Source organism: Nocardia sp. NPDC004340 (genome assembly GCF_053602575.1).
Window position 1 is genome coordinate 150,166 of sequence record NZ_JBSGDW010000003.1, and the last position, 13,116, is coordinate 163,281.

The following is a 13,116-nucleotide window of genomic DNA, read 5'->3' on the forward strand; positions in this document are numbered from 1 at the left end:
TGCCGTGTGTCGTACCCGTACGGATCCAGTACGCGAGCATCGATACTGGGCGCAGCCATCGTCTTTGCAGTTCAGAAGCCGTTTTAGCTGCGCGTCACGCGTGACGGCAGAACCGAACGGCTGCACCTCGGTCGCAGAACTCCCCGAGGATCGCAAACAGGCAGTTAGACCAGCCTCAGTTCGGTTGCACAGTAGGCGGTGTAGGCCAGGCCGAGGAGGTTTCCCTTCGCTAGCAGCGTATGCCGCAGCCGCTGCAGCGCTTCACCCGCGGTGGTGCGGTCAACGGCGATGGCGCGCCAGAAGATCTCAGCGGCCTCAGCCGCGAGATTCTGATGCAGGGTCGTTTCCGTGCCGATCACACCAGAAGCACCAATACGGGAGAAGCCAGTGACCAGGTCGGTGACCGAGTCAGGTTTCACGTCCAACGTGTGGCATCCGTTCACGAATACCAACGGTCCTCCGTCGGACCAATGCTGTTGTCCCCATATCTGTTTCCATGCCAGCAGATCCCCTGCGGCCACGATCTGGTCCTCGGCGAGTTCGAGGCGCGTTTCGATGTATCCGGTTGGGCCGGCCCGCCACCGGCCGTGGCAGAAGAAGTACACGACAGCGACGGTGTCACCGGCCAACGCTGTCCGTAGATCGTCGGTGTGGACACATTGCGTCAAGGGCCGGCCCAGCGTGAGTTCGACGGTGTGCAAGTGCATCCTGACCGCTTCGGCACCCAACCCTGCCGTGCCGACTCCGACCACGACTGGCGTGTTGGTAGGCCCTTTCGCCAGCCGCGTCACTATCGGGGCTCCTTGCGCCGGTAGCGGCTGGTCGATGAGGTGACGATAGCCCCAGAATCCCGACGGACACACCGTATTCAGACCGTGCTGGTGCGCATACGGGCAGCTGCCATCGGGCAAAAGAGGCGTTCGGGTGGCGGTCAGGTCCCAAGAGTTCAGAACCGGGCAATCGTGCAATGCGTCGGGTGCGGATCCGAGTGGGATGTCGTAAACGACAGCCCATGGAAACACGAACCGTGATGTCGGAGGAGTAGCGATCTGAATACGCAGCCCCGACACGGTCGCGAGTTGGTACATCAGCTCGTCACCGCGGACGACTGTGCCGAACAACCCGGTCCACAATGCTCGCCCGAGCACAGCCAATCGATGTAGGTCGCTGCGGAACTGGTCGAGTGAGACCGCAGAGTTGTTGTCACGGTAGCGGTTGCGCAGCCGTCGGCGCTTGTGGAGCAGTCCGACCTCGACCTCGTCGACATGAATGTCGAGAAGCATCTCGCGCACCGATCGGGTGAGTTGTGTTCGGGCACCGTCGCTCAGGCTCGCGACGACTGTCGTCGTGGCTGGGGTGTCTCCGGCGGCGCGGGTGATCACCAGATGGTGGGTGGCGCCGTCGGAATCAGCGACCGCAGAGACCTCACGGCGCGGCAATCTGGCGAGGTTGGCCAGATCCGGCGTCAGGCTGTAATCGCACACGGCCGATGCAGGTTCGGCGGGTGTTTCGTCGGTTTCGACACAGAGTGAGAGAGCGAAGGTTTGCACGATCGTGGCTGCGAAGTAGAGTCCGATCCGCAGCCGAGCGTGGGTTTTCAGTGGTGGCGTGGTGAACGGAATGTAGGCGTATTTGCTACGTGTGTCGGGATCGCAGGTGTGCGGCATGTCTCCGGGCGTGCAGCCACATACCCACGCCGGACCCGTCACGGGCAGGAACAGGTGCACCGATTCGGCACCGACCAGCAACTGGCTGCTTGACGATCCCACTGAAAGCCAGTAGCCGTGTTCACTGGCCGGCAGCTGCTGTGTGGGGAACGCCGCGGCACGCTCGACGAGACTCGCCGCATCAATGTCACCGATGTCCATGCGCAGCAGGTACTGCCGTGATGTCGCTAACGCCAGCTGTCGAGGCACCGGCGTCCCCTGGACGATTCGGGTAATAGCCAGGTTCACATAGCGTGGAACTATTTCAGTTCCACGCCCTGGCTCTGGGGACTTGACTGAATCCAGTGCCTGCCCTCGATATTGTTGGCGCAGCGCTCGGCTATGCAGCTTGGCCCATCGAGTGCGTTCGTCGCTGTTCCACTCACCGGTCCGCGCATAACGGTAGAGAACTTCGATAACCGCCAGAAAGTCGTCGCGGTGGCGGGGCATCCAGCCCACAGGATCGTGTAGGAGCTGCGCGACTGATATCCGCGACAGCCGGCGGGGGTAGCTGACCCCCGAAACCGCGTCTGCCACAATCCTTTCTGTCGACGGTGAACCCGCAGCGATGTACAACTCCGTCAGCAGCTTGGCCAGCGTTGTCTCGGAATCGCCGGTATTGTTGTCCGCCAAGGTATCTCCTGAGCTCCTGCGATGTGCTGTGCAGTGTAGCGCCCGGCGGGCGCACCGATCAGTCGGTGCGGCGGTCCGCTCAGGCCCCGATCGACGCGGGGTATGGACGTCTTCATGCCGCTGTGTGCTGGTTTGGCAGATCGGTGCGGGCTCCACCGATGAAGGGCGCCCAGTTGGCGGCGCTGCGACTGATCCTGTGTGATGCCGATTGTGATCTCAGCGAGGTGCGTGGATCGGCGATGGCCGCTGTTCGGCGCTCACCGTGCTGATGGGGTCAAGTGCGAGATTGTGCAGCATATGGAAGCCGGGATCGACTGGTGGGATACCCAGAGCCGCTGCATCGCTTCGGCATTTGGCCAGATGCGCGGTCAGCGCAGTTATCCGCCTAGCGGCCAGGCTGAGCGCGCCGTCGCGCACCGTGGGCAGGATCGAGGTCAACGCCGCCCGCACCCGTACCTCCCTGTTGTGTTTGCTGCAGGCAGGATCGGTGGTCGCAGCCAGGAACCAATGGCTGGTGAGCAGCTGTGCGATTGCGACATGCTCGGGGTACAGCAGGGCGCCGAGATCTGTGACACCGGTCGCGGTACGTCGGGCGATCGTTTCCGAGCATCCGAGGACGTCGGCGTTAACGCTGCGCCGCGCGAAATCCATCACGAAACTGTTGTAGAGCACATGACGCCGTGTCAGCCGGGTCCGGAACCGGCGTTCGGCTCGCAGCGCCGGCGGGTAGTCGCCGATGTCGCGTTGTGTGGCACCCAGCCAGATTCGGTGCTTGATGCAGATCATTCCCGACTCGGGCAGCCGCCCGACAGCGTGACTACCGCGGGTGCACCGCCGGCACAGGGTGCGCATCGCGACGCGCTGACCAGCGAACAGCCGGCCGTTCGTGAAGGACCGCGAATGCAGGCCGCCGAGCTCGCGCCATGCCTGTACTCGACCCGAGTCGGAGCGCAAGAACAATCGAACGCCGTCACCAGGGTTGCCCGAGAGGGTCGCTTGTACTAGCGGACGTGAGCTCGCTGGTGATCACATGAAGTACCGGAGCCACACGTATGCCCAGGCCAGGGATGTGCTGAGGATTGTGACGATGATGCCCGGTTTGGTGAACTGCCAGAACGAGATCGGGTGGCCGGATCGCTTGGCGATGCCGAGGGCGACGACATTGGCGCTGGCGGCTACGGCGGTGCCGTTGCCGCCGAAGTCCGCGCCGAAGGCGAATGCCCACCACAGACCTTGGGCATGGGTGGGGTTGGGCGTCTGGTTGACGAGTTCTTCGACGGCGGGGGCCATGGTGGCGGTGTAGGGGATGTTGTCGACGAAGGCGCCGATGATGGCGGATCCGAAGATGATGGTGGTCATCGCGGCGGGGTGGTTGCCCTCGAAGGTGGACACGGCCAGGGCGCCGAGGGTGTCGATCACGCCGGTATGCACGAAGGACCTGGCCATGTGAACGCCATGAAAACAGTCAACAGATTCATTGCTGAGAGATTGCGGGCTGACATGGTGTCGTAGTATTCAGTCGATCGCGGTACAGGCATTGCGAGCACAGGATCGTCTCCAGTCAGCCCCATAACACTGCGGATTCGACAGTCGGTGACCCGTCTGCGAAGGATCCACCATGAGCCAAATCCCGCGCTCGGCAAAAGAATTCACGTTGCCACCGACCCTTGCGACTGAGCCCAGCAAGGTCCTTGTCGTCGAGAGCAACCCGGCGATGACAGAGATCGAGGTGCTCGTGTTGGCCAGCGCAGGCCATGAGGTGATTTCTGCCCCTGACGCGCAGCAGGCTTTGGCGTTGGCTCGGCGATGGAATCCGGACTTGGTGCTGCTCGAGCTGGACCTGCCGGATCTGCCGGGCGCGAATCTGTGTCGACAGCTGCGGGATCATTCACCGATTCCGATCATCGCGGTCTCCCTTGGTGGCGATCCCGATGTCATCGATGACGCCTACGCGGCCGGTGCGTGTGACTACCTGCCCAAACCGCTCAGAAACAGTGAGCTGCTCGACCACATCCGTGCCCATCTCACGGCACCGTGGGCGGCCTGAAACCTCTCCGATTCGGCCGGTCGCCAGCCAACCTCGTCTACGCCCCCTACCCGGTAGAAGGCCGCGAGCCGACCACCGATTGTTCGATCGCTCGAGATCAACGGGATCTCTGCCGCAGTCGGGGGAATCGCTGGTGGAGGTTGTGGATCTGGCGGTTGACGTGCGCGAGTTCGGCCTCGATGGCCTGGTTGGGTTTGGCGTCTGGCCACTGACTGCGCTGGCGAACGAGGCGTTCAGCGCAGAATTCGAGTTCGGCAAGGAATACGCGCGCCTGCGCGTATTCGGGATCCTCGCTCACCGGCGACTCGTATCAGCCGGTTGACGCGAGCCTCCGCACTGCTCTGCGTTCGACGAGCAGCGGAACAAAATCGCGGACCGGCCGCCCTTCGAAGTTGTGGTGAATGTCGGCGACGATGCTCTCGACGGTGTCGGCGCTGATCGTGGGGAACTGTTCGGCAAGGCGTCGGACGAGTGCCGTGATCTGCTGATCTTCGTCATTTGCTGCCATGATTCATGGTTGTCCGCGACCCCCTGCGTCGTCAACTACCCATATTTCCGAATTCGGGCAGTATGTCACGGTCGGTCCCAACCGGCACGACAATAACGTTCTGCGCCAACGTGATTGGTGATGCCGCCGGGAAGGGGCCGGCGGCATCGGGGCGGCAACGACGTGAGATCGGCGTGGCCGAGGGCAGCTGCGGGCGGGTACCCCTGAACCGCCCCGCCACAATGCTAAATCCGCATCCGATTCGGTGCCTGTCGTGTGGCGCCGACCGCGCCGAGGGCAGCGGTCCGGGCGCCAGTCAGGCGGTCGGAGCCGTCATCGCCACACGCAAGGCGGGAAACGCGTATGAAGCTGAGCGATCTGGCGCCGGATGGCCGCGAGCTCGGCGTCGTCCTGCGTCGCCGAGGCCTCGGCGGGTCGGGCTTCGCGGCGTCGTACCAGGGGTTCCGGTAGTAATCGCCGAAAATCCAACGAGGTTCGGGATGTGCCCTGGTAAAGGGTAATTCGCCGGTTCGGGATGTGGTGCGGGGTTGTTGGAGCTCGGCTTGGCTGCCGATCGCGTTCATCGCCCCGCGACTTGCAGCAGGATCTTGCCGCCACGGAGGAGATGTTGCACCGCGTCCTGGATGTTCTCGAGGGGGTACACGGCCGCCACGGGGACTGCGAGGGCGCCGTCGGCCACCAGCGGTGCCGCCTCACGAATGACAGGCACTACCTTGTCGTGGTAGTGGAAGTCGCCGATAAAGAATCCGCGGACGGTGAGGTGCTTGCCGACCAGTGTCGAGGTGTCGACCCACATGGGTTCGTTCCTGGCCCAGGAGTAGCTGACCAACCATCCACCGTCGGAGAGCAATTCGAGCAGCCGCGCCACCCCTGGACCACCGACGGCTTCGACTGCCAGCGCCACTCGCGCGTCGCCGATCACCGCTCGAACATCGCCGACCGCATCGGGGTCGTCGACGTGGACCACGTCGGCCCCGGCTGCTGTGAGCTCGGCGAACGTTGCGTCGTCACGGGCCAGGTTGATCGTCTTCAGTCCACGATGTTTGGCTAGCGCGATCAATGACCGTCCCACACCGGAGTTCGCGGCGTTCTGAACCACCCAGTCGCCGGGCTGCATTGGGGTGACCTCACTGAGCATCAACCCTGCCGTCGGGGGGTTGCTGCCCAGCATCGAGTACTGCTCGATGCTGCCGCCGGCGGGGAGTGCGAACAGGCTGTCGGCGGGCACGACGAGCCGCTCACGCCACGCACCGGCATACAGGGGTAGTACGACCAGATCGCCGACTTGAAGCCCATCGACCTCGGCGCCGGCGGCAAGCACGCGGGCGACCCCCTCTGCGCCTGGTATGTGGGGCAGGGGTGGTCGCGCCAGCATGCCGGTGACGACCAATAGGTCGTGTTTGTTCAACGGCGAGATCTCAACGCTCAACAGAACCTCGTGCGGACCTGGTGGCGGCGGCTCCTCGATGTCGACGACGTGGAGCACCTGCGCGGGATCGCCGAACTGTTCAATCTGGATGGCGCGCATATTGATTCCTCTCCATCGAAGGTGGGGCCGCTGTGTGAGCGGCTGCCGACCGAGCTAGGAGAAAGCAACACCCGGTGGACGCGTCAAACCAGGCGCGTCCACCTTCCCTCCGAAAGTATATCCACCACCCACTGGCACTGTCGCTGGTCAGCTTGGCGCTCGTGCTCAGCTTCTACCGGCGAGCAGCGGCGCAAAAGTCCAGCTAGAAGGCGATCGGCGCTAGTGCGGAGCTTCCCTCTCCGCGCTGGACCGGTCGTGCAGCAGTTGGTGGCCTACGGCGCCATGCGGGGCGAGGTGCTCGACCCGGTTCGACACCGTCGTCGACAGCGCGTTCTACCACGTGTTCCTCGACGACGAAGAAATCCAGACCCGGTACCTGCAGGCCCTGCACCGGGCCACCAGGCCGGGGGCGCGACTGTTCATGTTCGAAAGTGCACCTGCCCGTGTGGGCCGTGACCGCCACGCGCCTGGACTAGCGCTGGCCCGGCTGTCCTACGACCAGGCCCGTGACCTGCTCGACGCCGGGACCGCCGTCGACGGGCCGGGGACCGGGTGGGATCTGCACGAGCTCCGGCATTCCGTGCTCACCCATCTCGGCGAGGCCGGCGCGAGCCTGCTGGAGCTGATGGCCAAGTCCCGGCACCGCAAAGCCGAGAACCTACGCCGTTACTACAAGCCGCCGCCGGCGATGCGCGATCTCACCAGCCTGATCGGCCCGGGCGCCGATCGCCGCCGGTGAACTGACCTGCGGTTACCCGAACTTCGTTGGTTTCTGCGCCATTACTACCTGAACCCCGGCCCGGGCCCGCGTTTCGGCTGCCTGCCCGGCTGCTTCGGGTCGGCCTTCCTCCGCGGCGATCCGGTCGAGCAGGGCGATCGGGCCCGTTCAGGGGAGTCGTCCCTCGCCGTCGTCGAGCCAGGGGAATAGCTTGATCCACTCGCCGAGCTTTGCGGGATCCCGCAGTTCCTCGACCTGGGCGTGCTGGTGCGGGCCCGCGTCGGCAGTCACTGTGAGGTCGTGGTGGGGCTCGTCATCGTCGGCTGAGTAGAACCAGTGCTGCACTGGCGGTCTGGCAGCGGCTCGACCGCCTCGACGCCGAACTCGGGCGGGCCGGGCGCATGAGGTTGTTAAGGATCTTGAAAGCTGGCCTGGATACTTTCGCTTCGCGTCGGACGGAAGATGTTCGGCTACAACGGAAGTCGCTCCGGGATGTGGGATGCGATGCGGAGGGGACTACATGAAGAAGTCGCGTGTTACTCGAGTGGGTCAGTCGGCGGACGGTTCGTCGGCGCAGCGAGGGAGTCGGCAGCCGGTGCGGCTGCTCGGGACAGGAGCCGCGCTGGCCGCCGCGGCAATGGTGATCTGCGCGCCGTCGGCCTCGGCGGCGAGTGTGACGCTGGTCAATGGGCTCGTTCAGGGCATGTGTCTGGATGCGCAGACGATGGACGGTGTCACATTGACGGGGGTTGCTCAAGTCATCACCTGCAACAGCGGGCCCGCGCAGCAGTGGATCAACGGATCCGCCAACAGTCTGCGAAACGGCCTCAACCCAGGTATGTGCCTCGACGCGCAGACAATGGACGGCGTCTCCCTGACCGGAGTCGCTCAAGTCATCCCGTGCAACGGCGGCCTCGCGCAGGAGTGGTTCACCGGCCCCGGTAATACTCTCCACAATGGCCTCGACGGAGCCATGTGTCTGGACGGCCAAACCCTCGAGGGCAGAACCCTCACGAGCGTCGTTCAGGTCATCCCGTGCAACGGTGGACCCGCGCAGCAGTGGTGACCGCGGGCCGAACACTCGAACCAAGTTCCTGCCGATTCCCGCTCAGGCCGGGCTGTTCGGAAAACGATCGATGCGAGTAATCCGCTGACGCGGCGGCGTCCAGGGGTCCCGGTAGTTTTCGCCCGAGTGACAAGAGACTTTGAGATTCGGTGCATGTCGGCGGTGTTCTTCGGCATGCCTCGTCAGCAGGGTTTCCTGACAGGTTTCAGCCAGGTAGGCATTCCGGTGGTCAGGGCACCGTGCCCGTGGGCTCTGCGAGCCTTGCCAGTGTGACGGTTCAAGTTCCAGGTTGTGATCTGGCTGCGTGAGGCTACTTCCCGGAAACCCCAGGACGGCGGCGACTGCCCGCCGCGGCCCGCGCAGCGGTCGTCTCAGGCCGGAAGTTCTTGCGCGGGAGCGTGTTCGGTGCCGCCGCACCAGATGGCGCGGGTGGCGGCGATGTCGGCGAGGGGGTCGGCGTCGAGCAGCACCAGATCCGCGCGCAAGCCCGGGGCGATGGCACCCCGGTCGCTCAGGCCGAAGTGCCGCGCCGGGGCGGCGGTGGCGGCGTGCAGGGCCGCCGCGGGGGAGAGTCCGGCGCGCACGAGCAGTTCCAGTTCGTGGTGCAGGCTCGCCCCGTGTGGGACTACTGACACCGCACCTTTCTATCTGCGATCGGGCAAATCCGAGCAACGCGAGCAGGCCGAACGGCTGCTGGACCTGGCGTTGGACGGATTACGTCGATCGCCCGACTGAACTGGACACCGCGCCACACCCCTCGTCGAGGCACGCCATCGTTGCCGAATCGGCAGGAGCCTCAGGCCGCCTGCGGCACCGCCAGATTGGCGCTGATGCGGTCGAGCAGTGCACCGCTTCTCAGTGGTTTGGGCAGGTAGTCGCACGCACCGGCCGCGTAAGCATCGGCGATGACATCGGGATCGCCATCGAGGGAGGTCGCGATGATTGGAATCGGTGCACGACTCATCAGTTGCCGGCACAGATCCGCGCCCGGCCGATCCGGCAGTGCGAGCTCGAGCAACACCAGGTCCGGATTCCATCGGTACGCGGCGTTCAAGGCATGCTTGGCGTTGCCGGCGGAAATCACCTCATAACCGGCGGCGGCCAGCACAAGTACGGCAATCTCCGCCGCTGCCGGATTGCTCTCGACAACAAGAACTCTGCCGCGCGTAGCTTTGCTTATCGAAGGAAGTGTGAATTCTCTTGAAGAATAGGGGATTTGACTCATGGCGGATCCTCAGCTGACGGGTCCCCGACCGTCGAATCCGCAGCGTCACGAAGCTGAATGGAGTCGGTATCGCTCTCGCATCGGCGGCACCGCGATCGATGTTCCTCGACGCTATGTCAGTTGGCAATCTCTCGGCAATGCTTTTGTGGCGTGTTTTCATAGCGTTTACACATCACCCTGCTTCCGTGGCATCCCTCAAGCGGTAGGGAGCAAGCTGCCATGACGGGGTAGGCCGAGCGGACGATTCGCGCACCCCGACCCCGCCGGACACCGATCGAAATTGGCAGGGTCTATGGCGCGGAGAACCGAATCAGGCGATCGAGGCCGAACTCGAGCAGATTCGACGACAGATCCGCACCATCCACCGCCGGTTTCCACTCCTGAACCCAGTGCCGCCCAACTGATTCGGTGCGCAGCTCGCACCGAAGCTCATCGATGACGTGATCGGTGGGCCAGGTCGGCGAGCAGAGTTCAACACGACCCGATCGGCCTGGGTGATACGCGCCGAGCCGCTGCTTGTCCCAATTCGCCTCGGCCAGTGGGCCGTTCGGGTCTATGCGCTGGGAACAACAGCGCGTACTGCCAGACCGCGCTGCACGGACACGGCGTCGATACCTCGATCACCGATGTGGGCCCGGTGGACCACAACGGTTCCGGCATCGGCGGAACCGCTTGGCCGTGCGCTGGTTCATGGACTCGACGGCAGATCGCCGTCCGCGGTGAACCGGCGAAGCACCAGCCGATCCGCCCCGTTTGTCTTGGCTTCGTAGAGCACCCGGTCGGCGGCATCGAGAACCTGGGTCGGATCGTGTCCGGTCATCGGGCCCAGCACCGCGCCGACGCTGACGGTGATGCTGAGGTCGTGGCCAGCGATATGGTACGGCTCGCGCAGCGCGGCCTGCAGGCCCGAAAGAATCGCATAGATCCTGTCGGTGTCCGTCCCCGGCGGTATCACCGCCACGAACTCGTCGCCACCGACCCGGGCCAGGAACCAGTCAGCGCCCACGACCGCCGCCTGCATCCGATGCGCGACCTCGATCAGCAACTGGTCACCGATGAGGTGACCGTGCCGGTCGTTCACCGGTTTGAACGCGTCCAAGTCCAGTGCGCACACCCCGACCGTGTCCAGCGGCCCGCACGAATCTGCCGTCCGTCCCAGATGCTCGAGCAGATGCCGGCGGTTCGGCAGCAGAGTGAGGGGGTCGTGCAGGGCCTGCCACTTCAGTTGTTCGGTAGCTTTTCGCTGCTCGGTGATGTTCTGGCCGAATCCGAGCATGTAGTGCCGGCCGGACCTCGACGTCGCCGGAAGCCCGGTCCAGGCCATCCAGATCTCGGTCCCATCGGCCTGTGGCAGCGGTCCTTGGGATGTGAAACGGCGCCCCGATCGGAGCGTGCTCAGGACCCGCTCACGCTGGTCCGGCGGCAACAGCCGATATCCCGGTGTGCCGCGCAGATCGCTGGCGCGAACCCCCATCAGCCGCTCGAATGTGGGGTTGACCTCGTAGATCATGCCGTCGGTGCTGCCGATCACGATAGCCACGGGCGTGTTGCGGTAAGCGGCCTCCATCGCCTCGAACCGGGCCTCGGCGGCCTCGGCCGCCGCCCGGGCGAACCCTTCGCCGAATGCGCCCACGATCGCGGCGACCCGATCGGCGGCGCCGTGACCGGCCCGCTCGGCCAGGCCGCACAGGCTCGGTACCGAGCGGGCGACGACCGCCGGGTCCGCGGCGCCGGCCGCCACGAGATCGGCCGCGACCTGCTGCACGACCTCGATATCGGGATACTCGCCCGCAAGGGCGGCAGTGAGCCGGCCGACCGCCGTACGAACTGCCTCGACGAGCTGCGCAGACTCGATCTGCGGCAGGGCACAGTGCGAGAGGCTCTCGATCCACTCGGCATCAATGGTCGCCGGAATGTCGCGGTACCTCCGTCCGGGGCTGACCCCGACCTTGGCCATCCTGCTGCCGCCTTCGGCAGCCGGGCCAACTGTGTGCCCGGCGACGGAAGTCTAGTCCGTCCAGCACCCAGCCGCCACCGTTCCGCGAGGTCATCGGTGCTGCGGACTCGTCGTGATCACCGGCGCGGCCGCGCCCCCCGAGACAGCCGCCCTGGATCAGCCCTTGCGGCAGCAGGGAATTACGATTCCGTAGCCACGTGACCGCGCCGTCGAAGATCGCTTTCGGGCCGTCGCCGGTCATCCACGCCTGATCGGCGATCCACGCCACCAACCCGGCCTCGACCTCGGCGAAGGGCACAAGGTCGTACTCGCGCTGGATCTCCCAGGCGTGCTCGAGTTTGGTCTTGTCCCGATCGGTGTAGGACTTCACACACGCCGGATCCGCGATATCGAGCTGGGCGGCCAGGTACTCCACCAACTCCGCAGGCACCTCGAGCGGATCGGGCAGGAACATCCCTATATGACGGACAGTAACCAGTTGTAGGGCAAACCCGAGCCGGTTCGAATCCCGGCGTCGGGCCGCGAGCAGTTTGCGGTCCTCATCGTCCAGATCGAAAAACCGTTCCAACTCGACCCGGGACAACGCACCGTACCGGCCATATGCCGCCGAACGCCCTCATCCTGCACAGCCGCAAATGAAACCACCAGCGCCACAACCATGCTCGCGATTTCCGAATCAAAACAATCGGTTCGCTCACCGACCAATCCGTAGCGCCGGATCCCGAAGGCTTAGCGCCGGATCCCGTTCAGTTACACCACTACTGCCTATCCGACCTTTGTTGGATTCATCGGCGGGCGAAGCAACGCTCAGTTCAGCAGTTTGATGGTCACGGCCTTGGCCAATCTGCCTGCCTCGCACATGGTTTGCAGGCCGTAGCGGCCGTCGGCCTGATCCAGCGCCGATAGGGCCGCGCCGATGGTGGGCGAGGCCATCGCGGATAGTGGCCACCTTGCTCGCCGGCTTCGGAAAGCCGTGTGTGCCGCCCGAGCATGCGAGCGGCACACAGGGTCTCACTGGAGCGTCGCCGCGGCCTTCTTGATCAGGTCGGCCACCACGCCGGGCTGCGATACGTAAATCGCGTGGCTTCCGGGTGTCTCGGCGACGGTGGCACCGATGCGTTGCGCCATCGAGGCCTGGGCGGTCGGCGGGATCATGCGGTCTTCGGTGACGTGGAGGTACCAGCTGGGCTTGGATTGCCAGGCGGCCTTGGTCACAACGCCTCCGAGTGCGTCCAGCCCCCACGGCACTTGGGAGTCGGCCATGAACGCCGCCTCCTGTTCGGAGACGTCGGCTGCGAACGATTCGGCGAACTTGCCGCGGTCCAGGAACAGGTAGCCGTTGACCGGCGGCAGGATGGGGGGCTGGGGCCCGTCGGTCGGGAACGTGCCGAGCAGCGTATTGACCGATTCGCCTTGGTCGGGGGCGAAGGCCGTCACGTAGACCAGCGCGCCGACTTTGTCGTGGTTGCCGGCCTCTGTGATCACGGCACCGCCGTACGAGTGGCCGACGAGGACGGCAGGGCCGTCGATGCCGTCGAGTACGTCGCGCGTCGTGGCGGCATCGTCGGCCAGCGACTTCGTCGGGTTCTGCACGATGTGGACGTCGAAGCCGTCGGCGGTCAGCACGTCGTATACCCCGCGCCAGCCGGCGCCGTCGACGAACCCGCCGTGTACGAGAACGATGGTGGCACTCATCTTGTCTCCTTCGAAACCTGGTGGACAGCAGTG

At 64.9% G+C, this 13,116-nt stretch carries 13 protein-coding genes and 3 pseudogenes; 4 read left to right on the top strand and 12 right to left on the bottom strand.

Annotated features, from left to right (window positions below):
* Nucleotides 1-164: 164 nt before the first annotated feature.
* The 3 genes and pseudogenes from ACWEOI_RS12720 to ACWEOI_RS12730 form a co-directional block, all read right to left on the bottom strand.
* Nucleotides 165-2,339, bottom strand: coding sequence for a hypothetical protein (locus ACWEOI_RS12720; protein ID WP_452359674.1), 2,175 nt, complete (start codon nucleotides 2,337-2,339; stop codon nucleotides 165-167).
* A gap of 216 nt (nucleotides 2,340-2,555) precedes the next feature.
* Nucleotides 2,556-3,125, bottom strand: a complete 570-nt coding sequence (locus ACWEOI_RS12725) for a hypothetical protein (RefSeq protein WP_452359675.1) — start codon at nucleotides 3,123-3,125, stop codon at nucleotides 2,556-2,558.
* 240 nt (nucleotides 3,126-3,365) lie between these two features.
* Nucleotides 3,366-3,785 (bottom strand): annotated as a pseudogene (locus ACWEOI_RS12730) (SLC13 family permease); the annotation flags it as partial.
* 172 nt (nucleotides 3,786-3,957) lie between these two features.
* On the opposite strand from ACWEOI_RS12730, the gene ACWEOI_RS12735 reads away from it, so the two are divergent.
* Both ACWEOI_RS12735 and ACWEOI_RS12740 read left to right on the top strand, forming a co-directional pair.
* On the top strand, nucleotides 3,958-4,386 hold the full coding sequence (locus ACWEOI_RS12735; protein WP_452359676.1) for a response regulator transcription factor: 429 nt from the start codon (nucleotides 3,958-3,960) through the stop codon (nucleotides 4,384-4,386).
* A 133-nt stretch (nucleotides 4,387-4,519) separates the two neighbouring features.
* Complete coding sequence (locus ACWEOI_RS12740) at nucleotides 4,520-4,708, top strand: hypothetical protein (RefSeq protein WP_452359677.1); 189 nt, start codon at nucleotides 4,520-4,522, stop codon at nucleotides 4,706-4,708.
* Here the strand turns inward: ACWEOI_RS12740 and ACWEOI_RS12745 are convergent.
* Both ACWEOI_RS12745 and ACWEOI_RS12750 read right to left on the bottom strand, forming a co-directional pair.
* Complete coding sequence (locus ACWEOI_RS12745) at nucleotides 4,697-4,894, bottom strand: three-helix bundle dimerization domain-containing protein (RefSeq protein WP_452359678.1); 198 nt, start codon at nucleotides 4,892-4,894, stop codon at nucleotides 4,697-4,699. The genes ACWEOI_RS12740 and ACWEOI_RS12745 overlap by 12 nt on opposite strands.
* 559 nt (nucleotides 4,895-5,453) lie before the next feature.
* On the bottom strand, nucleotides 5,454-6,422 hold the full coding sequence (locus ACWEOI_RS12750) for a zinc-dependent alcohol dehydrogenase family protein (protein ID WP_452359679.1): 969 nt from the start codon (nucleotides 6,420-6,422) through the stop codon (nucleotides 5,454-5,456).
* Nucleotides 6,423-6,762: 340 nt separating this feature from the next.
* Here ACWEOI_RS12750 and ACWEOI_RS12755 point away from each other — a divergent pair, with 340 nt between their 5' ends.
* Nucleotides 6,763-7,161, top strand: a complete 399-nt coding sequence (locus tag ACWEOI_RS12755; protein WP_452359680.1) for a hypothetical protein — start codon at nucleotides 6,763-6,765, stop codon at nucleotides 7,159-7,161.
* A gap of 147 nt (nucleotides 7,162-7,308) precedes the next feature.
* On the opposite strand, the gene ACWEOI_RS12760 is transcribed toward ACWEOI_RS12755, so the two are convergent.
* Nucleotides 7,309-7,431, bottom strand: coding sequence for a hypothetical protein (locus tag ACWEOI_RS12760; RefSeq protein WP_452359681.1), 123 nt, complete (start codon nucleotides 7,429-7,431; stop codon nucleotides 7,309-7,311).
* A gap of 229 nt (nucleotides 7,432-7,660) precedes the next feature.
* Between ACWEOI_RS12760 and ACWEOI_RS12765 the strand changes: the two genes are divergently transcribed.
* Entirely contained in the window at nucleotides 7,661-8,206 is a 546-nt protein-coding gene (locus ACWEOI_RS12765) for an RICIN domain-containing protein (protein WP_452359682.1), read from the top strand.
* A 371-nt stretch (nucleotides 8,207-8,577) separates the two neighbouring features.
* Here ACWEOI_RS12765 and ACWEOI_RS12770 read toward each other — a convergent pair.
* From ACWEOI_RS12770 to ACWEOI_RS12795, 6 genes and pseudogenes are all read right to left on the bottom strand, one after another.
* Nucleotides 8,578-8,826: pseudogene (locus ACWEOI_RS12770) on the bottom strand (amidohydrolase family protein); the annotation flags it as partial.
* A 176-nt stretch (nucleotides 8,827-9,002) separates the two neighbouring features.
* Complete coding sequence (locus tag ACWEOI_RS12775) at nucleotides 9,003-9,431, bottom strand: response regulator transcription factor (protein ID WP_452359683.1); 429 nt, start codon at nucleotides 9,429-9,431, stop codon at nucleotides 9,003-9,005.
* Nucleotides 9,432-10,119: 688 nt separating this feature from the next.
* Complete coding sequence (locus tag ACWEOI_RS12780; RefSeq protein ID WP_452359684.1) at nucleotides 10,120-11,388, bottom strand: diguanylate cyclase domain-containing protein; 1,269 nt, start codon at nucleotides 11,386-11,388, stop codon at nucleotides 10,120-10,122.
* Nucleotides 11,330-11,983: pseudogene (locus tag ACWEOI_RS12785) on the bottom strand (DUF4158 domain-containing protein); the annotation flags it as partial. The pseudogene ACWEOI_RS12785 and the gene ACWEOI_RS12780, both read right to left, overlap by 59 nt.
* 212 nt (nucleotides 11,984-12,195) lie before the next feature.
* Nucleotides 12,196-12,321 carry a hypothetical protein gene (locus tag ACWEOI_RS12790; RefSeq protein ID WP_452359685.1) on the bottom strand — a complete coding sequence of 42 codons (126 nt, stop codon included), beginning with the start codon at nucleotides 12,319-12,321 and terminating at the stop codon, nucleotides 12,196-12,198.
* A gap of 78 nt (nucleotides 12,322-12,399) precedes the next feature.
* Nucleotides 12,400-13,083, bottom strand: coding sequence for an alpha/beta fold hydrolase (locus ACWEOI_RS12795; RefSeq protein ID WP_452359686.1), 684 nt, complete (start codon nucleotides 13,081-13,083; stop codon nucleotides 12,400-12,402).
* Between the last annotated feature and the right edge of the window lie 33 nt (nucleotides 13,084-13,116).